Raw genomic sequence first — 20,872 nt, 5'->3', positions numbered from 1 at the left:
GGCCGAACCGGACGAGGACGAGGTGATCGGCAAGGTCATCCCCTTCGGCGTGTTCGACGCCATCACTGACGGGAGCCGCTGATGACGCACGTCCTGGAGCCGGACAGGACCGAGCACCCTCTGACGACGAAGGAAGGCTGTTCCGCCTTCGTCCAGGAGAGCATCGCACCGCCGGTCGCCCTGCCGCCGGCCGTTCTACAGCGGCTGAGCGAGCCCGAACGGGCGGACTACGACCAGGCCCGCGAGGACTACCACGCCCAGCTGGTGATCGTCTCGACTCCGACGATCCGCCATGTCGCAGCGACCGGCCGCAAGCGCATCCTGCTCAACCGGCACCAGCACTCGGCCCGCCGGGGACTGATCGTCTCCGGTCTCGCCGGGACCGGGAAGACCACCGCTATCACCCAACTGGGCAAGAACTACGAACAACTGGGGCGACGTCGGGGAGAGATCCCCCCGAAGGCCCTGCCGGTCGTCTACGTCACGGTCCCGCCGGCCGCGACCCCGAAGATGCTGGCCATCGAGTTCGCCCGGTTCATCGGACTGCCGCTGCCGTCCCGCTACAGCTCCGAAGCCGTTGTTCTCACAGGATTGTTCGTCTCACCGCACTGGCGAGACCATCCCCAGTTGCCCGCAGAAGCGGCACGGCGTCTCGGCATCTCTCCGCGGCAGCTGCCACCTGACGTGACCAGGAAACCGTTACTTCAATGAGAACCCTGACGCGGCCGTCTCAGACCTCTCTCGGGGGGTGCTCAAGGCGATCCGGGCGTTTCAAGGTGCAAAGTCATGAAGCGTCAAGCTCAGACCGAGTCGTCCAGATGGTGGAAGGCTCCTTCGAACTCTCCGGACGCGAGCAGCTCGGCGATCACGCTCACCATCCCTCGGATGCCGGGATCCCGAACGATCAGCCCGTCCAAGCACCAGAAGCACCGGCCGCCTGCGGCTTCTCCCGTCTCCTCCCACCTCTTCATCAACCGGCTGACCTCGGCGACTGTGAAGATCGTCGCACTCCAGCGTGAGCCATTTGGGAGGCGAACCTCAGCATCGACGTTGCAGACCTGGTCGAGTACCTCACCAGGGTTCGGGAGGAAGAAAGCCTCGAAGCCATCGGTTCGGACGCGATAGTAAGGGCCGTCCCATCCGGCCTCGGAACGCAGTTCCGTGCTCATGCTGGTCACCTGGGGAGGATCCCAGCCCGCGACGCCGGGCACAACTGGCTTGCGGGCAGCTGATCACACGGGTGACACCCCGGCTAGTGAGCAGGTAGTTTGCGGGACGACAGAGAGAAGAGTTCGCATGGACTCCCGGATCATCCGCATCCGACGCAAACTAGCCAAGGTGCCCTACGCCGCGCTGCGAAGCCACTCCTTCGGTGAAGAGAAGCACCGGTTCCGCCTCGAATCCCCGCTGCCGGACACGAAGGTCGCCGAGTTCGAGGCCGACCACCATATCGAGCTGCCCGATCCCTACCGCAGCTTCCTGACCACACTGGGCGGGGGCGGAGCATCGCCTTTCTACGGCCTGCTGCCGTTGCAGTCATGCCGACCGTTCACGATGGACCCCCAAGGCGAGCCCAGCCGCCCTCGGGGGTTCACGTTCGCCAGCTGCCCGCCTCACCGAGGTGACATGTTCCTGCACATCATCGAGGCGGGGTGCACCGACCTGGTGCTTCTCGGTATCACCGGTCCCCTGACGGGCCGCGTCGTCACCGGAAACGCTGACGGCTTCTGGGGCCCCAACGTCTCGTCGGCCACTGACTTCCTGGCCTGGTACGAACGCTGGCTCGACCACATGCTCGCTGGGCGCGACAACCGTGACCTGGAACTGACCTCACCAGCCCTGCGAGCGCCAGTCGACCGCATCCTGAGGCAGCACCGGAACTGCACCCGAAGGGTCCATGCCGCATAGAACGCCAGCATCACTTCGATCGCGCCAACGATCATGGAGTAGCCCATGGGTGCGCTACCGCGATGTCCCGCGCGTGTCAGGACCCACAAACGCAGCCATCCGTTGCTTGGAGCGCGATCGACTGATACCCGGGATCGTCGCCACGGCCGTGAGCGTGTGGTCCGCCCGAGTCCACGGGACCCAGCGACGTTGGAAGCCATGGGAGGCCGAATTCACCTGCGCCTGCTGCGGCGAAGGCTGGGCCCGCGACAAGCTCGAAGAGACTATCTTCCTGCTTCCGCCCCGAGCCTCAGGCGAACTACGAGCACGGGTCGATGGTCTGGACTCGGTGTTGCTGCGGCGGACCCATCACGAACCACAGGCAGCTTCCGAACTGGCCTGGTGGCACCGCAGGTTCTGATCACGGGAGCTCGCGCTCGTCGCTCCTGGAAAATGCCATCTTCAATGAGACTCTCGCCACCGACGTCCCAGCAAAAATGACAAGTCGCAGGCCAGGGCCCCCTTGTCAGACCGTGATCGACGGGATGGCCATCCCCTCCTGACCAGGCACACCACCAAGGCGTCGGGCCTACCCGCCTCGAATCCCAATCAGACCTGACAATACGCAGGTTAAGTAGACATCTACATGTCGCGATGAATGAGACGGGACAGCTGGGCTCTCGGTAGCGCCGATGGTGATCACCGGATGCCCGGTGAAAGCGTTGCTGCAGGTGGTAGCTAGGCTCGCGCCATGTCTGACGATCTCGGCTTCACATGCTCTTGCTGCGGCGAACATCACGCAGAGATTCCCATGGGCTACTCAACCATGGCGCCCGATGTCTGGGACCCCGGCTTCGAGACTGATGCGGACAGCATGCTGTCGTCTGACCAGTGCATCATCAAGGGCCAGCACTTCTTCGTCAGGGGCTTGATCGAGATACCGGTGATCGGCAGTGAGGACGTCTTCTCCTGGGGTGTCTGGGTCTCTTTGAGCAGGGACAACTTCGCCCGCGCGCTTGAAGTGTGGAACACGGAGGGGCGAGAGACCGAGAAGCCGTACTTCGGCTGGCTCAGCACCGAGCTCGCGCTCTACTCGCCCAGCACCATCAATCTGAAGACCAACGCTCACACGCGGCCGGTCGGCAAGCGCCCTTTCATCGAGTTGGAGCCCACTGATCACCCGCTCGCTGTGGAACAGCGCACCGGGATCACGCGCGACCGCGTGCGTGAGATCGCCATGACCGTGCTGCATCCGGCCTGACCGCCCCACCGAGGGTTGACCACTGGGTCAGGGCACGTCGTCCTCGATGGCGTTGGGGTTCTCGTAGAGGGCGAGTTCGGCCTGTGCTGCGCGGATGTTCCTGGCGTGGCAGCGCCTTGAACAGGTGGCGCGTGGTCGGCTGGCGGCGACGACGACCGCGGTTCCGCAGCCGGGGCAGGTGATGATCGTTCGCTGGCCAGGAAGGACGCTGTGGCTTGAGGGGGCGGTGGCCAGCAAGGTGCTGCGCCGCTGGCAGCGGGTTGAGCACCACCACGGTCCCGGCTCTGGAGAGGTCTGCGGTTTCGGGGGACGTCCGCAGTATTCGCAGGTCGGATGGCCCGGTGACGGCGGTGGCGTGCGTTCCAGAAGCTCTTGGAGTTTGTCGGGGTCCCTGCCGCTGGCGACGGCGAGGCTGGACCAGCTGAGGGTGCCGGCTTCCGTGGGTGGGTCACTGAGGCGGGCAGCGACCCGGCCAAGGAACGAGGAGATCGTCTCCCCGGCGAACGGAGACACACGGAAGATCCCGGGAACCATGACCCCGGCCTCGCGGACAACAGCAGAACCCGAAGGCAGTTCCCTCCTTCTGCCCCGATCCCGGTTCCACCTGGTTCCACGACGTCGCCCGGGACCTGGCCGTGGCGGCGCTGCGCCCCGACGGCCAGGGAATCGCCGTCCTGGCCGCCACGGATACCGACTGACGGACAGCCACCTGACCCAGCACGCAAGCGGCCACCAAGGCGACCGCGGCGGTCACGACCAGGAGCACGTCGCCGTTCACGCGGGTTCCTACGCCCATCCGACGCCGTGCTCGGCGAGCTGCGCGAGCCTCCTCGCTGAGCTTGGCCCGGCGGGCTTTGGTGTTGTTGAGCCAGGCCCCCAGGGACAGCCCTTCGGCGGTCTTGAAGGCACGCGGCACCTTCGGGTGGCCTTCCCGCTCGACGAAGGCGGCGAGCGCCGCGAGATGGAGCTGGAAGCGGTCCGCGCGGGACACCTTCGGCTTCGCCTCGGCCGCGGCCTTCGCCGACACCAGGTCCTGATCCTCCTCGATCCCGATCGCCGACAGCAGGTCCCGCTGATCCGCCTCCAGGCCCGGCCGGCCGGCCCGCTGCGCCTGCACCCAGCGTCCGAGTTGCTCGCCTTCGAACACGGTGTCGGCGGGCAGCGCGGCCCAGTCGACCCGGCCGTCACACGCCAGCCACCACTGCCGCGCCGTCGCATACGTCCGCTGCCAGGTGATCGGCCAGGTGGGGCACCACCACGGGTCGATCTCCTCCAGCGCGGCCCGCCGCTCCGGCGCCAGCGCACCCGGCTGGCCGTCCGACACCTGGGCCGCGGCCCGCAGCTCCGACAACCACGCGCCAATCGGATAAGAACCGATCGAGGCCCGGGCCGGCGCCGCCAGAGACGAACCGTGCTCCTTCGCCCAGACGCGGGCCCAGTCGAGACCGGCCTCGAAGCGGGCGTCGGAGACGGACCAGATCATCCCGAGCTGGTCGAGCATGTCGACCCGGTGGCGCGCCAATTCACCATTCGAATGCTCGACACGCCGGTCCGACAGCCATTTACCGAGAGGAAACTTCCCCTCCTCCCCGACCATCGCGGAATAGGGCACGTCGAGCCCACCAGTCTCCTCATGCCACCGCCTGGCGTGGTTGATGCCCTCACGCCAGTACTGGTTCTCACCCGTCAGTACCCGGGAAGCGATGAACAGCGCTAGCACGTTCTCGTCCACCGGCGCCTGGAACCGCACCGGCAGCGTGAACGCACCCGAACCATGTGAAGGTGGACTTATTTGTCGTCAGATGTGGCGGTTTTCTGTCTTGGGGTACGGAGGTGTTTCTGCTGCTCAGTAGCGGTGGTGGCTGGTTGCGCGTCAGTTTCGTGCAGCTTTCGGCGTCATCGAGATGACGTCTTCCCTGGTCAAGTTCGTGCAGTTTTCTTAGCGCCGATGACATGTCCGGCTTGTACCAGATAGTCCTGCCGAGTGTCATCGGAATGCGGTTTCGGGCGTCGTCGTGGTGCGGCCGCTGTCTTCCTGGAAGGGCAGAAGACGGGCTCGGTCGTTGGCGGGGCTGTCGGACGGGCCGGGAGGGCGTGGATGGCGGACGGCGGCGGGAGCGACGCGGTAGGGTCCGGCGATTCGGCGCCGGTGGTGCGTGAGCAGGTGGTGTTCCGGCTCCTGGCTCTGGAGGAACGCGGTGTTCTGACTCCCGGTCATGTGCGGTTGGCGGCCTTCTCGGCGGGCCGGTCGGTGCGGACGGTGCAGCGTTGGTTACAGGTGGCTCGCGAGGAGGGTCGGACGGCGCGCAGGTCCCGGCCGCGGTTCACGGTCACGGACGAGGTCCACGCGCGGTTGGCGTTATGGTGCGGGAACGCGGCGGCGGTCCACCGGGAGCTTCTCGCGCAGGCCCGCGTGTCGGCGGACGACTTCGTGGACGGGGAAGCCGGTAGGGAGCCAGCCGCAGGCGCCGGGGGTGGCGGGGGAGTGGGTGTGCCATCGTTGGCGACGTTTCAGCGGGCGGTGCGCCGGGATCTGAACGCGGGGCAGCGTGCCGCGCTCAAGGGCGGGGAGAAGGCCCGGCGGGCGCACGCTGTGCATCTGGCCCGTCCGGTGAAGTGGCGCAACGCCTGCTGGGAGGGCGATCACAAGCACCTGCCCGTCGAGGTCGAGCTGGACGGGCAGGCGGTGCGTCCTTGGGTGACGTGGTTCATCGACTGCGCGAGGAACGCGATCACGAGTGCGGCCGTCACCCCGCACCAGCCGTCCCGGGACGCGGTGCTGGCGGCGTTGCGGATCGCCTTGTCGCGGGACGAGCCGGGCGGCCCGTACGGGCCGATCGGAGGGCTGCCGGAACTGGTGCGGGTCGACCGCGGCAAGGAGTTCCTGTGCGCCACGGTGACCCGGGCGCTGGGCGCGCTCGCGGTTCCGGTACAGGATCTACCGGCGCGCAGGCCGGAGTTGAAGGGCACGGTGGAGAACCTCAACCGCTGCGTCGTCGACATGTTCCTGGTCGCGCAGCCCGGATACCTCCACGCCCCCACCGCCACCACCGGCCCGCGGGCGCGGCGCGGCGATCCGGACGGGCTGCTGTCGTTCACCGAGTTCACCGCACGGCTTCTGGGATGGGTGCGGTGGTGGAACACCGAGCACCGCCCGCAGCCGCTCGGCGGCCGCACACCGCTCCAGGCGTGGCAGGACGACCCCACCCCGATCGAGGACGTCCCGCCCGCCCTGCTGCGCTCCTTCACCCTCGAGGACGCGGGAGGTGCCAGGGTCCTGTCCACGAAGGGCGTGTACTGGCGGGGGCGTTACTACGTCGGCCCCTGGATGCACGGCATGGACGGCACCCGGGTACGGGTGCGGTTCGTCCCCCACCACGACCACGAAATCGAGGTGTTCGACGCCGCCACCGGCACCCACCTCGGGCCGGCGCACCTCGCGGACGCCGCCACCGCGGCCCAGCGGGCCGCGCTGCGCCGGGCCATGGACGCCCAGCGGCGCACGATGGTGCGGGCGCTGGCCTCCGCGGACCGCCAGCGCCGCCGACTGGGCCGCTACGGCGCGGTCACCGGCCCGGGGCGGCCCGAGCCGCTGGCGGCGCTGACCGCAGCCGAGGCCGAGGAGCAACTCGCCGCGTCCGCCGGGAGTGACTTGGCGAAGCGGGCGCTGCCGGACCTGATCCCGCCGCGCGAGGCACCCGCGTCGTGGGCCCGCCCGATCCGCCGCCCCCGCCGGCGACACCCGGCACCGGCACCGATGCCGGCCCGACGGCGCCCGGGGCGGCACACGCCCCGGGCGGCGGTGGCGCCGTGGACGGGGCGGGCGAAGAAGAAGCAGAAGAGGGAGGACGCCCGTGACGACCGCGGACCGACTGGGCCGGCTGCCGGCCGAACGCGAAGACCACTACATGCGCCTGCGTGGCGCCCAAGTGGTCGGCACCCGCGCCCTGCTGGCAGTTCGGGAGAACATCCGCGCCGCGATCGAAGCCAGGGCGATGATCTGCATCTACGGCAGAGCCGGGCACGGGAAGTCGTTCGCGGTGAACGCCTCGCTGCGCGATCTCGCCCCGCAGATCACCCATCGCATCCAGTTCCGCGCCCGCCCCTCGACCCGGGACCTGCGCCACGAATTGTTCTACGCCCTGGGGCTTCCGGGACGTCCGCCCTCCCACGCGATCGAGTTCGACCGCATGCTGCGCGGGGCGCTCGAGGAGATCCGGGCGCTGGTGTGCGACGAGGCGCAGTGGCTGTCGAAGCTGTGCTTCGAGTACCTGCGCTACCTGTGGGACGACACCGGTACCGACCTGACGATCGTCTTCACCGGCGGCAACGGCTGCTTCGAGATGCTGCAGAGCGAGCCGATGCTCGAGTCGAGGGTCTACTGCTGGCAGGAGATCGACCCCCTGACGCTGGAGGAGGTTCTGGACACCATCCCGGCCTTCCACCCGATCTGGGCCGACGCCGACCCCGAACTGATCGCCCCGTGCGACCGCGAGGCCGCCCACGGCAACTTCCGGGCCTGGGCGAAGATCACCCACCACCTGGCCGCCGGCATGAAGGAGTCCGGGCGCGCCGAGGTGGACGAGGACCTGGTGCGCTGGGCCTACAGCAAACTCGGCCACGACAGGCAGGCGCACCATGCTGACCTGCCCCGACCCGCCGCCGGTCACCGTCGTCCTCGATCCCCACGACGACCTGCCCCACACCCGCGCCGCCCAGGCCGCCCACAGCCCCACCACAGGCCGGGCCACCGTCCACCCCACCGTCGGCACCGACTCCACGATCTGCCTCGCCTACGACATCCTCGCCGCCCTCGGCAAACCCGTCCCCGTCGATCTGGCCCTTCAGCAACGCCCACTACCGCTACCCCTGGGCCGTCACCGAGTACATGCGAGGCTGCCCGCCCCCGCCTGCCTGGCGCAGGTAGCCAGCCCCGAACCGGCCGCCCGACATCCTGGGCGCGGCTACCGGCGAGGCCTAGCAGTCCGCCCCGCCACCAAGATCAGGGAACGGTGGCGGGGTGATCCCTGCTGAGCGTCCCGGGTCATCAACGAGATCGACTTGATGCTCGCACCACCCACCACGCTGCGCACACGCAGGACAGTGCGCCGCAGCACCTCCTGCGTGATCACACTCGGGGTGCCGGAGACGGTGTGCAGCTGCGATCCCGCAGTCCGTGCCCGCCAGGCTGCGGTTGCTGAAGGGCGCGATCCGGCTGCTCGCCGCCGAGCTCGGCGTCTCGCAGCGGACTGTGCAGCGCTGCCTCAAGGGGGACCAGCAGCCCGGGGGCGGTTGCGGCGGCCGGCATCGAGCGAGCGGGTGCGGGCCGCCTGGCAGCCGCGCGTCCGACAGCGGGTGCGGCGCCAGGCCGAGCAGCAGGGCTTCGTGCTCCATGTCCAGGCCCGCTTCGGCTATACATCTGCGGCCGACTCCACCGACGACCCCCGCGAACGCCTGATCACCCAGAACCTGCCCGGCGACGTCGCCCGCGAGCTGTACGCCGCCCGTGGCGCCGGCGCTTCGGAGGCCGAGCAGCAGCGGATCCTCGCCGCCGGACTCCAGGAGCACTACTTCCGCGACCGTGGCCGCCGCGCGGACGGCCTCGACGTCGAGCTGACCGACCTCGGGTGGCTGGAGCTGGAGGTCTGACCGACCCGGCGGTTCGCGGGGCGGGCCGGGCCGGGGAACGGCTGCGGCGGCCGGACGGCGGACCCCCTGTCTCCAGGGGTCCGCCGTCCCGGCCGCCGCGGGTGTGGGAGCCCACCGAGGTGGGCCGGATACATGAAAACGGCCAGACCTTGGGGGTCTGCCCGTTGAGGGTTCCGACCGGTGTCGGCCGGTCTACTTACTTCTGGTTGTGCGTGCGGGCCGCGCGATAGATCAGCGCGATCCCGCGGATCATGACCACCGCCCCGAAAGCGACGCCGGCGATGCCGCAGGCCACGGCGCCCAGCCCGACCGCGTACCCGACGCCCGCCGCGCCGCTCGCCAGGCGTGGTGGTGGCGCGGGCGGTGGGATCAGGGCGTCGATGCCGCGGGGGAGGTGCTGACTGCCGGTCATCTGATCACTGTCCCGGTTCCGGCCGGTGGTGATCACCACGGTCGGTCGGTGGCGGGGAGCGGGGCGGGGCCGCGGTGGTGGTGGCGGGCGATGGCCTCCAGCAGCGCCTGGCGGGCCTGGCGGAGCCGGAACTCCTCGGTGCGTCCGGCGTCGGCGGCCCAGCCGGGCAGCGGTCGGCCTTCGGTCGCCGTGGTGAGGGCGCGGGCGAGATCGGCGAGGGCCCGGTCCCAGTCGGTGAGCTGCTCGATCAGGTCGGTCACCAGCTGGTCGACGGCGGCGGCCGGGTCGCGGCGGTAGATGCGGGCCCCGGTGGCGGCCTCGGCCCGGACCGTGCCGCGTTCCACGGGTTGGCGTCCGCCGTCATGCCCGTCAGCCGGGCGTCGACCGTGGCGTGGGTGCGCGGCCCTGATCGCCCGCGAGGCCGGCGCCGTCGTCACCGACGGCACCGGCTCGCGCTGGACTTCCACCTCCGACAGCTTCGTCGCCGCGGCCCCGAGCCTGCCCGGCGACCTGCCGACTGTCCTTGGTGAGGTGGGACACCCGGGTCAGTTGTAGATCGGGCCCGCCTCGACGTCGCCGTACGGGACGCCGTTGTTCATGGTCCAGGTCTTGGAGTAGTAGCGGCAGGGGCTGCACGGAGTCACACCGTCGCTCGGAAGGGTGTAGACGTAGCCGCCGCCGGGGTAGATGTGCGAGCGGTTGGTGGTCTGGGACATCCACTGCACCGGCCCGCCGTTGTAGCTGTACCCGAGCTCCACGTAGAGGTAGACGTCCGTGGTGCCGCCGGTCGCGGTGGCCTTTCCGTGCATCCGGCCGCTGCTGTCCTGGTAGAGGCACGGCAGGACGTCGTAGTTGCCGGCGGAGCCGCTGAGGTTCACCGAGGCGTACCGGCAGACGTAGTCACCGGTGTACGCCTGGGCGGTCCCAGCGCCGAGCAGGGTGGAGCCGGCGACGAGGCCGAGGGCCGCCGCAGCGAGACCGAGGGACTTGAGCTTGCGCATGGATGTGCTTCCTCTCCAGCGGTTGACTGAGCACAGTCACGCTCGCATTCGCCCGGGCCGCCCCACCAACTATTCAGCGCAGGACCTAATAGTTCAGAACTCACCCGGAACGGCTCGGCAGCGCGGCATGATCAGCTGTGCTCGAAATCGGCTTCGGGGTCGCGGACCTGGCACGCGTTCGGTTCGCCGTCTCCCCCATGGACCACGTCCTGGGCGGCGTGGCAGGGGCGCAGCACCACTGTGTCGGCGGCTCGGTCAACCGGGACCGCTGGTGGCGCCGGGTGAAGGGCCGCGTCCCGCAGCGCGCCATGCCCCTGCTCGATCTGGTCAATGCCAGCGCCGCCGGGGTGCCGGACTTCCTCGCCGGCGACACCACGACCACCCTCGCTGTCCTCACGGACGAGCTCGACGCCATGCTGGCCCTCCCCGAGGCCGAGCTCCGGCAGGACCTCGCGTTCTACGGCACGGGCCCCCGACTGCCCCGTATCGTCGACGAACTGCGCGACGGCGGCACCCGCCGGCTGCGCCGGATCACCGACGCCGCGTGGGCGCTCTTCCGCAGCTGCCTCGCCCCGGACTGGCCCGACATCCGGCGAGCGCTGCAGGCCGAGATCGCACACCGCTCACGCACCGTCGCCGACGCGGGGATCGGCGCGCTGCTGGACCGGCTCCACCCGGACCTGACCTGGCACGACGAGGGCGTCCTGCGGTACGCCGGGCCGGGGTGGAATTGCGCGTTCGACCTCGGCGGGCGGGGGCTGGAGCTGCGACCGAACCACTTCCTCCTCAGCCCCACCGCCCTGCTCACCGACCGCCGGCCGCCGGTCCTGATGTACCCGAGCGGCGCCGCACCGGCCCGCAGCGTCGACGGACTCGCCCGGCTGCTCGGCCCCGCCCGAACCCGGGCTCTCCGAGCGATCGCCCAGGGTCCCTGCACCACTGGACAGTTGGCCGAACGCCTCGGCGTCTCCGCACCGGCCGCCTCGACCCACGCCACCACCCTGCGGGACGCCGGCGCCATCACCACCGAACGCCTGGGCCGCCAGGTCCGGCACAGCCTCACCCGCCTCGGGCACGACCTCCTCTTCACCCAGGGACCGTCATAGGCCGAGCCCGGCAATTCCCGCCGGGCTTCTGCGCCGACGGCGGCTACGCTCTCGGCCTCAAGCTCTCGGCCCCAGCGCCACCGTCTACAGCTCCGTCCAACCGCATGGCCGCCGACCGCCGTCGCGGAGCGGGTGCCAGATCGGGGCGGAAGGGGCCGCGCTGCACCAGGTTCTCGATCCGGGCGGCCCCGGCCGGGAGGGCGGCCAGCATGTCGGCGGTGGCCGGGTTCTCCTCGGCGGCCAGCCGCAGATCCGCCACCGCCGAACGCACCCCCGCCGCGCCGGTGCCGACCAGGACCACCAGCAGCCGCGGGAACGCCCGCCAGCGCCGCTCCCACGTCCGGCCCCGGCCGTTCGGGCCCGCCTGCTCCCACAGCTGGGCGCAGGCCGCCAGCTGCGCCGCGGTCTCCTCGGCGCCGACACTGGGGCGGTGCCGTTCGACGAACGCCCGCAGGCGGTGCCGCTCGTCGCCGGTGCCGGCGGTGTAGGTGAGTTCGGCGGCGGGCCGGTACACCCCGCCGCTGGCGACCGACAGCTCCGGGTGGGGGAGGAGGTCGAGCGGGCCGCAGGCCTCGCCCCGGGCGCGGGCCTCGGTGACGAAGGCGGCGTGGATCCGGCCGACGTCGAGCAGGTGCTCGCGCCCGTGCCGCACGGCGAGCTGCTCGCCGTCCAGCACCTGGGCGGTCGGGCGCAGGGCCTCGGGGAAGGTGGCCGTGACGGCGGAGCCGGCCGCGGTGAGGTGCCAGGCCTTCGCCCGGCCGGCCTGCGGCAGGGTCACGAAATAGGTCAGGCCATCGGTGTGCAGGCGGGTCAGCCGCTTCTGGGTCTGCTTGATCAGGGCGGTGCCGCCATGCAGTTGGTGGAGTTGCTCGGCGGTCGCCAGCGTGAAGCAATGTCCCTCAGTCCGAAGCGCGGGCTTATCCCGTGCTCGGAGAATGGAACCCAACGAAACTCACCGGATTTCTCACCATCAAGGTTGGTAGTTCATAACGATCTGATAACTTCCACTGTCAAGGTATCTCGCGTTCTTATCGGTCCGAAATGCGGTCCGTAATCCCGTCCGCCAACCCGTCCCAACCTCAGAGCCCCCGTCGGCCCGGTCGGCACGTCTCTGACCTGCTGGGATGGCCATCAAGGTGCCTTGGTGAGTTTCCTTGATGGCCTATCAAGGAAACTCACCAAGGCACCTTGGTGGGCCTGGTGAGTTTGCCGGAACGCTTCCGTTGCCCCTGCCGTTTCCCCCTCCGATGCCCCTACCGGCCACCTCGCGCCCGAGGGGCGAATCCGCCCAGCTCAGCGCCCGAATCCGGGCCGCCGACGCATTCCGACAACCCTCTTCTCTCGTCTTTCTGCTTTTGGTTTTGGTTTGTGGTTGTGGCGTTGCCGGTTGGTCGGTTCGGGTTGTTGCACCTGCGGTGGGCTTTTCCTTTTCTCGCGTCCGGCTGGTGCCGGCCGCTCGCTGGTCGGGGGGTGGCGGTGGGGGCCGGAGAGGGGTGGTTGGAGGGGGCGCGGCGCGCGGGCCCGAAACGGGCTTGGCCGCTGTCAGGAACGCCGGATATCCCTCGAAGGCAGCAGCCGACCACGACCACCGGGAGACGCCCGTGAGCACCCGTCAGCGCCTTGCCCAGCCCGACGACAACGACGACCAGGCCTACGTCGTCGAACCGCCGCAGCCGTCCCGGCCGGGCCGTACCGCGTACCGGCGCGGCGCCGCCAACCCCAACGGCTCGACCAACGCCCTGCGCTCCGACGTCCTCGCCGCGCTCGGCGTCCAAGGTCGCCACCGCCGACCAGCTCCAGCGCCTGCTGCGCCCCGGCGCGGCGTCGAACACCGCGATCCGGCAGGCGTTGCGCGATCTCGCGCTGCACGGCCTGGTCGCCTCCGACGGCAACACCAAGGACCGGCACAAGACGTGGCGGCTGGAAGGCGCTGCCGGGCTGGACGCGGCCGCTTCGGTGCTCGGGATGGTCCGCTCGGAAATGGGAGGCACGGCTCGGGGCGCCGGACGCTCCGGTGCCCAGCACGCGATGGCGGTCAACGAGACCGTGCTCGCGTTCGTCCTCGGCGGCACCGCGCCTGGGGCCGCGGGCGGGGTGGGCACGGTGCGCTCCTGGTCGACTGAGACCGAGTTCCTGTTGCCGGGCGGGCGGCGGAAGGTGCGCCCGGACGGCGTGTGGCAGGCCCCGGAGATCGGGGTGCCGGTGCTGATGGTGGAGGTCGATCGCTCGACGATGTCGCCGGAGCGGGTGGCCGCGAAGTTCACCGCCTACCGCGAGCTGTTCCGCACCAAGGTGAAGAGCACCGACCCGGCGCTGGCCGACGAGGAGCCGGCCGACCGGATGGTCCACTGGTGGTGCAGGGCCTGGCCCGGCCCCCACACCCGGCCCGGGTACCCGCCCGTCGCCCTGGTCGTCACCGGCGCCGGACCGGTGGCGCTGGCGGGCCGGCAGCGGGTGGTGGCGGACCTGGCGCGCGATACCTGGGGCGGCTCCTGGTGGACCGTCACGCGGCACGACAACGACGGGGACGGCTGGCGCGAGTACGACGACGCTGTACCGGTCATCGCCACCACCCTGGAGCTCCTGGCCGAGCACGGCCCCCTCGGGCCCGTCTGGTGGCGCTACGGCCGTGAAGGCCGGCGCTCCCTGCTGGACGCGCTGGAGAGCCCGGACACCCGCGAGGCGTACGACGAGCGCCAGAAGGCCCGGGACAAGAAGGCCGAGCAGGCCCACCGAGAGCTGATGCGGACCCTGGCCTGCGCCGACTGCGGGAACGTGCCGAAGCAGGCCAGCAGCTGCGAGTACGGCCCCAAGGGACGGATGGAGTGGACCCGCCGCCCGGGCGGCCTCTGCTGGCCCTGCCACGAGAAGCACCAGCAACGGCAGGAAGAGGAGCGAGAGGCCAAGGCCCGGCTGGAGGCGGCCCGCACGGCCAACGCCACGCTGCGCCCGTGCTGGACGTGCCGGGGCTCCATCGGCGGCCAGGAGGGCTCGCTGCTGGAGCTGACCGAGAAGGCCGGCCCCGACCGGCTGGAGTGCCCGCGGTGCGAACGGGACCGCGCCGAGAAGGACTTGGGCCCGCTGGTGCTGCCGGCCCCGACCAAGCGCGAGCAGGTTGTCGCGCTGGTCTCCACCCCGGATGACCCGTGGTGGGAGGACCGGGTGTTGCACGCCAAGCTCTACCCGGCGAAGGACCGCCGGGTGTGACCAGCTGGCCGTCTCGGCCGCCGTCGCTTCTCCTGGTCGTCCGTTGGCCGTCCGTACGTCCGGGCGTCGCTGGGCGGCGTTCGGCCGGGCCCGCTGGCACTGGCGCGAGCTATTCGCGTACCGGCGGGACCGGACAGGTGTGGTCCGTGGCTGATCAGCGGGCGCTGGGACGGTGCGGTGCTCGCGTCGGGCCGCGTACGGGGCCGGCTCGGGACGGTGGTTCAGCACTGCCAGAGGAGGGCTGCCTGGGCGCTGGGCTCGCTGGGCTCTGCTGCCCGTGGAGGCACTCAAGGACAAAACGGCCTGCGGGGACACTCCCCGCGGGCCGCTCCGATTCCCCGCTGGTGGGACCCCGAGCGGTCGTCATTCCTGGAAGGGACTCGGCTCCCAGGCATTCCCGCCGTTCGGGAACGTGTACAGCGGCCGGCCCTTGACCGCGCTGGTGCGGAACGGCGCGCCGGCACCGGGGCCGACGGTCAGCGTGCCCTTGCGGTCGCCGCTGGACCACTCCAGTTCCAGGTACCAGCTGACGTCGTGGGAGGTGGTCTCGGCGCTGACCTCGATGACCTCCGGGTCCCGCTCGCTCACCTTGACCGGCAGGCCGGTACTGCCCTCGCTCACGACCAGGCGGGGGCGGGCCGCGTCCAGGTCGAGGTCGTAGGAGTGGAGGTCGACTCCGCCGCCGCAGCCCCCGCCCATGGAGTAGGCGTTCCAGGCCAGCGGGGCCGCGCTCCGCACGACGCGGACGTCGAGGGCGGTCAGCACCACGGTGTCGCTGCCGGTGCCCTGCACGGCGAACTCGATGGACTGGTAGTGGCCGGGGACCGCGCCGACCTGGGAGGCCCAGGCGGGGACGTCCACCAGCGCGGGCGGCCGGGGTACCTGCGACGGCGGGCGGTCGACCAGGTACTGCTCACACCCGTCCTCCCGGCCAGGCCAACGGACCGCGACGGTGATCGGGGCACTCGCACCCTGGTCCGCGGCACCGGTTGGCCCCGACGGGGTCGCGCCGGCGGACGGCCCGGCGTCCGCCGCCGGGGCGGGAACGGACCCGGGGTCACCGCCCGGATGGGTCTTGACACCTGTGGCCACAGCCCCGATGGCGGCGAGCACCGCGGCAGCCGCGACAGCGGCGAGTACACCCCGGCGCACGCGCCGCCGCGTCGGAGGTACGCGCGGGGGTGGCCGTCCCGTCCTCCGCGACGCCTCCCGCGGCCGGCCGCGCTTCCGGTTCGGCTACCGCTTCAACTTCCGGTTCCGGTTCCGTGAGGGGCTCCGGTGCCGCAGAGGGCTCCGGTGCCGCGGGGGCGGGGGCGGACGCCTGCCGGTTCCCCCGCGCCGCGTGGGCGGTGACCCACAACCGGTAGAGCTCGGTGCGTTCCTCCGGTGTCGCCCGGCACAGCCGCGCGAGGCGCTCCAGTGGGGCGAACTCCACCGGCATCACATCGCCGTTGCAGTAGCGGTGCAGGGCCGACGTGCTCACGTGCAGCCGCTTCGCCAGCGCACCGTAACTGAGCCCCGACCGGCTCTTCAGCTCCTGGAGCAGCCGCGCGACCTCGTCCGCCCCCCTCGACTCCCCGATCCCCTCTGACACTGATCCTCCCCCCGCTCGTGCCCCCGTCATCGCACCCCCGGCTCCGGCCGTCACCGACAGCCGGATCACCGGGACGCGGGCCGACGTGACCTCCGGCAGACAAGCACGCGGCAGACTGCCCCACGGTTCCCCTCAAGGGGACCGGCGGCACCGGCCGCGCCCTCCCAGCGCCCCGCTGGCGCGTCCCAGGAAGGTTACGTCTTCCCAGCTCAAACAGGGTAAAGGTGTCCCAGCATCCCTGATCGCCGGCCCACCGTTGCGGCCGGGACGAACCGGCACACAAGCTGACGGCGAACACCGAGAGGGAGCAACTGTGACGATCCGACGAGTTCAGCACCGGTCGGGTCGCGCGACTGATCGAACCCGGACCGGTGCTGCGCACAGACGGGGCTGCTCCGACTTCATGCCCGTTCGTGTGCGACAAGACTCGTTTGACTATCCATCAGTACCTGCCCACTACCTGGTAACCGGACCTCAGCCGGACCACACCACCAACACACAGACGGGGAAAGCCACATGAGCTTCAAGTCCAGGATCGTCAAGGGCGGCATGGCCGTCGCCATGGCAGGCACCGCCCTCATGGGCTTCACGACCGCCGCCAATGCCAGCCCGAGCGCCGGATACATCGGCGCCGGCTACACCAACAACTCCCACGGCGTCTGGTGCGCCCAGCACAACATCTCCTACTGGTTCCACACCTCTGGCTCCGACCACCGCCTGCCCGCCGAGGACGGCATCTTCGGTCCCGAGACCAAGCAGGCCATCAAGGACTTCCAGGAGGAGATGGGCCTCCCGCAGGACGGCGTCCTCGGCCCCCAGACCGGCAACGCCCTCATGGCCCACGGCGACCCGGCCTACACCGGCTCGGACATGCCCTACCGCGCGGGCGGCGGCACTAGCACCTCCTACTGCTACACGTACCTGCCCACCACCTGGTAACCACCCGGCACGGCACTGACACGGCCGCCCCCGCCCTCCACGCGCGGGGTCGGCGGTCCGCCGACCCGATCGCCATCGCCGATGGCGGGCGGCTGAGCCGTAGGATGCGGACCGCGTCCGCGTGTTCCAGGGATGGTCCTGGATCGGCTGCCCGGCCCGGTGCCACTCCTGCCCTGGCATGGGCAGCAGTCCCACGGGCGCTGTCACGTTGACCGAGAAGTGGGATGATCTTCGGGGCGGTCGTGGCTGGGAGGGCCTGTCGTGGGTGTCGTGTCACCGGCGTACAAGAGACACCGGTACCCGGTCGAGGTCATCTCCCACTGCGTGTGGCTGTACTTCCGCTTCCCGCTCTCGTTCCGGGAGGTCGAGGAGCTGATGCTGCAGCGCGGCGTGATCGTCTCGCACGAGACGGTGCGCCGCTGGTGCGCCAAGTTCGGCCAGGCCTACGCGGGGGGCTGCACCGCCGACGGCCCACGGCGGGCGACAAATGGCATCTCGACGAGGTCTTCATCAAGATCAACGGGGTACGGCAGTACCTGTGGCGGGCTGTCGACCAGTACGGCAACGTCCTGGACATCCTGGTCCAGTCCCGCCGGGACGCGAAGGCCGCCAAGCGCTTCATGGCCAAGCTGATGAAGAAGCAGCACCGGGTCCCGCGGGCGCTGGTCACCGACAAGCTCCGCTCCTACGGTGTCGCCCACCGCGAGCTCATGCCCTCGGTCGAGCGCCGCTCGCACAAGGGGCTGAACAACCGGGCCGAGAACTCCCACCAGCCGACAAGGCAGCGCGAGCGCGCGATGAAAGGCTTCCGCTCCGTGGGTGCGGCACAGCGGTTCCTGTCCGCGTTCAGCGGCATCTCACCCCACTTCCGCACCCGACGACATCTGCGCACCGCCGCCGAACACCGGCTTGAGATGACCATCCGCTTCACCATCTGGGACCACGTCACCGGGAACACCGGCCTGCCCGCCGCAGCCTGACCCAAGCCCCGAGACCGGCCCCACCACACCCCGATACAGCATCAGATGATCAAGCACCCGTTAACGTGACAGCACCATCGTTGGTTCTGCTCAGATGGGCTGATCCATGTCCACCCGCCGCCCGCCGGCGGATCCCCCCTGGAGGAACCTTGCGTTCTCTCATCATCTCACGGACCCGGCACCGGATACCTGCGCGGGCCCGTCGCGCGGTCGCGCTGCTCCTCGTCTCGGCCGCCCTCGGCTTCGGCTCGGTGACCGGGGCCGCCGCGGCTACCACCCCGCCGCCCGCGCTCAACCTCAACTACCCCTCGTGCCCCTCGGTCCTGTCCGCCGGCGAGTCCGACGGCTGTGTGACCGAGCTGCAGCACCAGCTCAACCTGCGCGGTGCGAACCTGACCGTCGACGGTTCCTTCGGCCCGGCCACCACCACCGCGGTGCGGAACTTCCAGACCTCCGCCCGGCTGAACGTCGACGGCCAGGTCGGGCCGGCCACCAAGAGCGCGCTGTACGCGCTCTCGCTGACGCCGGTCACGCTGACCTCACTCCGGTGCCCGGTGACGATCCACGCGGGCCAGCAGGACGGCTGCGTGACCGAGCTGCAGAACCTGCTCAACGCGCACGGTGCGAACCTGACCGCCGACGGGTCCTTCGGCCCGGCCACCACCACGGCCGTGAAGAACTACCAGGCCTCCGCCGGACTCGCCGCCGACGGCTACGTCGGCCCCGCGACCAAGGCCTCGCTGTACAACCTCCCCGCCCCGGCGACCCCGCCCTCCCAGGGCACCGGCCTGTACGCGGCGGTCGTCAGCCTCGCACAGGACGCCACCCACCAGTACATCCCCTACGCCTGGGACGGCGGCAAGGACTCGAATCCCGGGCCCACCTACGGCAACTGCGCCCTCTACACCGGCGCGATCAACCCGTGCCCGGCCGGCAACACCGTAGGCCTGGACTGCTCGGGATTCACTCGCTGGATCTACTGGCAGGCCGGCGCCGGCGACATCGGTCTGGCGACGGACAACCAGATCGCCAACCCCCGGTTCCACGTGGTCAACCAGTCCCAGGCCGTCCCCGGCGACCTGGTGTTCTTCGGCGCCAACGCGAGCTCCCCGGAGCACGTCGGCATCTACACCGGGAGCGTCAACGGAGCGCCGATGATGATCAACGCGCCCTTCACCGGCGCCTACACGCGCTCGGACCCGGTCAGCATGGCATCCAATCTGATCGGCTACTACCACTACGCACTCTGACGGCAGACCTCCTCAGGTTCCTGTGAACCCTGCCAGACGTTCGGACGGGCTGTCACCGCACTGTCGTCGGTGACAACACTCGCCCGGCCGCGCATCGCCCGGCAGTCGCGCTACCGGTACGACGCGGCGATGGCACTGAAGGCGGCTGGCTCCGGGCAAAGTGCTGGGTTGATGAGTCCTGCGGTCAGGAGCGCAGCAGCCGCCGGACGAACACATCGGGCGCCTGGTGGGTGTCGCCCTTGCCGAGGGCGCCGTTCTCCGACGTGAACACCACCGTGGTACCGGGCATAGCGACGAACGACCTGGTGGACACCCCGGGGGCCTGCGAACCGCCTGCCGTCACGCTCACCCGCTCGGTGCGGCCGGTCGACGGGTCGTACCGGAAGACGTCCTGCACCTTGTGGGTGTCGCCAGGCACCAGGTTTCCGCCGAGGGACGTGAAGTACACCCAGCGATCGTCCGCCATCATCGAAACCGGCACCGACTCCTACCGCTCCGCCGCTACCCGCGCCCGAGCCGAACACGCCGCCGCCAGCTGATCCCGGCAGGCTCATCCGGGCAGCCCGGGCAGCCCGGGCAGCCCGGGCAGCCCGGGCGCCGGCGTCCGGGCGACCCCAAGTCAGCACATCGAACGGCAGAAGGGCCACGCGCGGGAGCGACCAGCCATGACGGACCTTTGCGGCCCGCATGGACTTCGATCTCGCCCCGCCCACCAGCGTCGGCCCCTGCGAACACCATCTCGTCATTCACCACAGCGCAACTGAGTTCCTTGACCGGACCTGGCATGGCCAGGCACTGGTCCGGCTGAGATCTCAGTCTGAGACATCTCCACTTTCACATCTATCGCCGTCCCAAACCCAGGTCATCGACGTGAGACACCCTCGCCGACCCCTGGAAACAGCTCCGATTTGTCATCAACCTTCCTTTGGCTGTGTACGGTTGCGGTGCGCCGACGACTCAGTTGCGGCGCGAATTTCCATCAGGCGCATTGAGAGAAGAAAATGAAACTGAACGTGAAGTCGGTGGTTCGCGGTGGAATGGTGGCCGCTAGCGCCGCTGTTCTCATCGCTGCGAACGCAACTTCGGCGGCTGCGGTTGGAACCTACAGTAACCTTCCCTACATCAGCGGTAGTGGCGATATCTCGGACGACTGGAAGGACGAAGGCATCCTTTCGGTCAACCCGTACAACGGCCATGCCCGGTCCAATGCCACGTGCCTGTGGCAGAAGATCCTTTGGGCAGACGGTTACCTCTCCAGCACCAAGGACATCGACGGGATCTTCGGAGACGGAACCCTCAATGCGACCAAGGCCTGGCAGCGTGACCTCGGTCTGGACGCAGACGGGGCGGTTGGCCAGGGAACCTTCGGCACGGCCAATGCCGTTCTTAGTGGCACCCCTAATGCTCCGTCTGATGGTAACGACCACCTGAGGTACTACGGGAAGGTCCACGTCTTCGACATGATTCGCGAGTCCAGCACGGGACATTACCTGTTCTGGGACGCCGCGGGCAATCAGCGGGCAGCCGGCTACGACTACCTGTCCTGCACGGCAATCTAAGCGGCTGGTCCTGGCGGACGGACGCCG

The 20,872-nt window shown here is 70.0% G+C and carries 19 protein-coding genes and 2 pseudogenes; 12 read left to right on the top strand and 9 right to left on the bottom strand.

Annotated elements, in window-relative coordinates; genetic code table 11:
• Positions 1 to 81 precede the first annotated feature (81 nt).
• On the top strand, positions 82 to 711 hold the full coding sequence (locus ACZ3UD_RS34305) for an ATP-binding protein (RefSeq protein ID WP_465596825.1): 630 nt from the start codon (positions 82 to 84) through the stop codon (positions 709 to 711).
• 89 nt (positions 712 to 800) lie between these two features.
• Here the strand turns inward: ACZ3UD_RS34305 and ACZ3UD_RS34300 are convergent, their stop codons facing one another.
• Positions 801 to 1,169, bottom strand: coding sequence for a hypothetical protein (locus tag ACZ3UD_RS34300; protein WP_465596822.1), 369 nt, complete (start codon positions 1,167 to 1,169; stop codon positions 801 to 803).
• Between the two features lie 127 nt (positions 1,170 to 1,296).
• Here ACZ3UD_RS34300 and ACZ3UD_RS34295 point away from each other — a divergent pair, with 127 nt between their 5' ends.
• Both ACZ3UD_RS34295 and ACZ3UD_RS34290 read left to right on the top strand, forming a co-directional pair.
• Positions 1,297 to 1,908 carry an SMI1/KNR4 family protein gene (locus ACZ3UD_RS34295; RefSeq protein ID WP_465596819.1) on the top strand — a complete coding sequence of 204 codons (612 nt, stop codon included), beginning with the start codon at positions 1,297 to 1,299 and terminating at the stop codon, positions 1,906 to 1,908.
• Between the two features lie 730 nt (positions 1,909 to 2,638).
• Positions 2,639 to 3,148 carry a DUF2199 domain-containing protein gene (locus ACZ3UD_RS34290; RefSeq protein WP_465596816.1) on the top strand — a complete coding sequence of 170 codons (510 nt, stop codon included), beginning with the start codon at positions 2,639 to 2,641 and terminating at the stop codon, positions 3,146 to 3,148.
• A 448-nt stretch (positions 3,149 to 3,596) separates the two neighbouring features.
• Here the strand turns inward: ACZ3UD_RS34290 and ACZ3UD_RS34285 are convergent, their stop codons facing one another.
• Positions 3,597 to 4,880, bottom strand: coding sequence for a helicase associated domain-containing protein (locus ACZ3UD_RS34285; protein ID WP_465596813.1), 1,284 nt, complete (start codon positions 4,878 to 4,880; stop codon positions 3,597 to 3,599).
• A gap of 435 nt (positions 4,881 to 5,315) precedes the next feature.
• Here ACZ3UD_RS34285 and ACZ3UD_RS34280 point away from each other — a divergent pair.
• The 3 genes and pseudogenes from ACZ3UD_RS34280 to tpg all read left to right on the top strand — a co-directional run.
• Positions 5,316 to 6,899: pseudogene (locus ACZ3UD_RS34280) on the top strand (transposase); the annotation flags it as partial.
• Between the two features lie 103 nt (positions 6,900 to 7,002).
• A complete protein-coding gene (locus tag ACZ3UD_RS34275) occupies positions 7,003 to 8,172 on the top strand; it encodes an AAA family ATPase (RefSeq protein ID WP_465596810.1) in 1,170 nt (389 codons plus the stop codon).
• A gap of 295 nt (positions 8,173 to 8,467) precedes the next feature.
• Positions 8,468 to 8,797 (top strand): telomere-protecting terminal protein Tpg, encoded by a 330-nt coding sequence (gene tpg, locus ACZ3UD_RS34270; RefSeq protein WP_465596807.1) that lies wholly within the window; start codon positions 8,468 to 8,470, stop codon positions 8,795 to 8,797.
• Positions 8,798 to 8,993: 196 nt separating this feature from the next.
• Here tpg and ACZ3UD_RS34265 read toward each other — a convergent pair whose 3' ends face one another.
• From ACZ3UD_RS34265 to ACZ3UD_RS34255, 3 genes are all read right to left on the bottom strand, one after another.
• Positions 8,994 to 9,248 (bottom strand): hypothetical protein, encoded by a 255-nt coding sequence (locus ACZ3UD_RS34265; RefSeq protein ID WP_465596804.1) that lies wholly within the window; start codon positions 9,246 to 9,248, stop codon positions 8,994 to 8,996.
• The gene (locus ACZ3UD_RS34260) at positions 9,242 to 9,553 is read right to left on the bottom strand and encodes a hypothetical protein (protein ID WP_465596801.1); all 312 of its coding nucleotides are present in this window, start codon (positions 9,551 to 9,553) and stop codon (positions 9,242 to 9,244) included. The genes ACZ3UD_RS34265 and ACZ3UD_RS34260 overlap by 7 nt, the downstream gene beginning before the upstream one ends.
• A gap of 201 nt (positions 9,554 to 9,754) precedes the next feature.
• Positions 9,755 to 10,210 carry a hypothetical protein gene (locus tag ACZ3UD_RS34255; RefSeq protein WP_465596798.1) on the bottom strand — a complete coding sequence of 152 codons (456 nt, stop codon included), beginning with the start codon at positions 10,208 to 10,210 and terminating at the stop codon, positions 9,755 to 9,757.
• Positions 10,211 to 10,407: 197 nt separating this feature from the next.
• Here ACZ3UD_RS34255 and ACZ3UD_RS34250 point away from each other — a divergent pair, with 197 nt between their 5' ends.
• Positions 10,408 to 11,316, top strand: a complete 909-nt coding sequence (locus ACZ3UD_RS34250; protein WP_465596795.1) for an ArsR/SmtB family transcription factor — start codon at positions 10,408 to 10,410, stop codon at positions 11,314 to 11,316.
• A 43-nt stretch (positions 11,317 to 11,359) separates the two neighbouring features.
• On the opposite strand, the gene ACZ3UD_RS34245 is transcribed toward ACZ3UD_RS34250, so the two are convergent.
• The gene (locus ACZ3UD_RS34245) at positions 11,360 to 12,262 is read right to left on the bottom strand and encodes a hypothetical protein (protein ID WP_465596792.1); all 903 of its coding nucleotides are present in this window, start codon (positions 12,260 to 12,262) and stop codon (positions 11,360 to 11,362) included.
• 674 nt (positions 12,263 to 12,936) lie between these two features.
• On the opposite strand from ACZ3UD_RS34245, the gene ACZ3UD_RS34240 reads away from it, so the two are divergent.
• Positions 12,937 to 14,523: a replication-relaxation family protein gene (locus ACZ3UD_RS34240; RefSeq protein WP_465596789.1), complete on the top strand. Its 1,587-nt coding sequence runs from the start codon at positions 12,937 to 12,939 to the stop codon at positions 14,521 to 14,523.
• 363 nt (positions 14,524 to 14,886) lie between these two features.
• Here the strand turns inward: ACZ3UD_RS34240 and ACZ3UD_RS34235 are convergent, their stop codons facing one another.
• Both ACZ3UD_RS34235 and ACZ3UD_RS34230 read right to left on the bottom strand, forming a co-directional pair.
• Complete coding sequence (locus ACZ3UD_RS34235) at positions 14,887 to 15,615, bottom strand: hypothetical protein (RefSeq protein ID WP_465596786.1); 729 nt, start codon at positions 15,613 to 15,615, stop codon at positions 14,887 to 14,889.
• The gene (locus tag ACZ3UD_RS34230) at positions 15,581 to 16,147 is read right to left on the bottom strand and encodes a helix-turn-helix domain-containing protein (RefSeq protein ID WP_465596783.1); all 567 of its coding nucleotides are present in this window, start codon (positions 16,145 to 16,147) and stop codon (positions 15,581 to 15,583) included. Before ACZ3UD_RS34230 ends, ACZ3UD_RS34235 begins: the two co-directional genes overlap by 35 nt.
• 486 nt (positions 16,148 to 16,633) lie before the next feature.
• Between ACZ3UD_RS34230 and ACZ3UD_RS34225 the strand changes: the two genes are divergently transcribed.
• From ACZ3UD_RS34225 to ACZ3UD_RS34215, 3 genes and pseudogenes are all read left to right on the top strand, one after another.
• Positions 16,634 to 17,056, top strand: a complete 423-nt coding sequence (locus ACZ3UD_RS34225) for a peptidoglycan-binding domain-containing protein (protein ID WP_465596780.1) — start codon at positions 16,634 to 16,636, stop codon at positions 17,054 to 17,056.
• A 261-nt stretch (positions 17,057 to 17,317) separates the two neighbouring features.
• Positions 17,318 to 18,036: pseudogene (locus tag ACZ3UD_RS34220) on the top strand (IS6 family transposase).
• Positions 18,037 to 18,185: 149 nt separating this feature from the next.
• Positions 18,186 to 19,286 (top strand): C40 family peptidase, encoded by a 1,101-nt coding sequence (locus tag ACZ3UD_RS34215; protein WP_465596777.1) that lies wholly within the window; start codon positions 18,186 to 18,188, stop codon positions 19,284 to 19,286.
• Between the two features lie 184 nt (positions 19,287 to 19,470).
• Here the strand turns inward: ACZ3UD_RS34215 and ACZ3UD_RS34210 are convergent, their stop codons facing one another.
• A complete protein-coding gene (locus tag ACZ3UD_RS34210; protein WP_465596774.1) occupies positions 19,471 to 19,734 on the bottom strand; it encodes a hypothetical protein in 264 nt (87 codons plus the stop codon).
• A gap of 553 nt (positions 19,735 to 20,287) precedes the next feature.
• On the opposite strand from ACZ3UD_RS34210, the gene ACZ3UD_RS34205 reads away from it, so the two are divergent.
• Positions 20,288 to 20,845: a peptidoglycan-binding domain-containing protein gene (locus ACZ3UD_RS34205; RefSeq protein ID WP_465596771.1), complete on the top strand. Its 558-nt coding sequence runs from the start codon at positions 20,288 to 20,290 to the stop codon at positions 20,843 to 20,845.
• Positions 20,846 to 20,872 lie beyond the last annotated feature (27 nt).

The organism is Kitasatospora sp. NPDC023118 (genome assembly GCF_055560875.1).
The sequence above is the reverse complement of the archived record's forward strand: the minus strand, read 5'-3'. Positions and strand labels throughout refer to the sequence as shown.

Bases quoted from the DNA above. Each gene is read 5' to 3' on its own strand.
- ACZ3UD_RS34305 (WP_465596825.1), top strand. From the start codon at position 82: ATGACGCACGTCCTGGAGCCGGACAGGACCGAGCACCCTCTGACGACG.
- ACZ3UD_RS34300 (WP_465596822.1), bottom strand. From the start codon at position 1,169: ATGAGCACGGAACTGCGTTCCGAGGCCGGATGGGACGGCCCTTACTAT.
- ACZ3UD_RS34295 (WP_465596819.1), top strand. From the start codon at position 1,297: ATGGACTCCCGGATCATCCGCATCCGACGCAAACTAGCCAAGGTGCCC.
- ACZ3UD_RS34290 (WP_465596816.1), top strand. From the start codon at position 2,639: ATGTCTGACGATCTCGGCTTCACATGCTCTTGCTGCGGCGAACATCAC.
- ACZ3UD_RS34255 (WP_465596798.1), bottom strand. From the start codon at position 10,210: ATGCGCAAGCTCAAGTCCCTCGGTCTCGCTGCGGCGGCCCTCGGCCTC.
- ACZ3UD_RS34250 (WP_465596795.1), top strand. From the start codon at position 10,408: ATGGACCACGTCCTGGGCGGCGTGGCAGGGGCGCAGCACCACTGTGTC.
- ACZ3UD_RS34230 (WP_465596783.1), bottom strand. From the start codon at position 16,147: ATGACGGGGGCACGAGCGGGGGGAGGATCAGTGTCAGAGGGGATCGGG.
- ACZ3UD_RS34225 (WP_465596780.1), top strand. From the start codon at position 16,634: ATGAGCTTCAAGTCCAGGATCGTCAAGGGCGGCATGGCCGTCGCCATG.
- ACZ3UD_RS34205 (WP_465596771.1), top strand. From the start codon at position 20,288: ATGAAACTGAACGTGAAGTCGGTGGTTCGCGGTGGAATGGTGGCCGCT.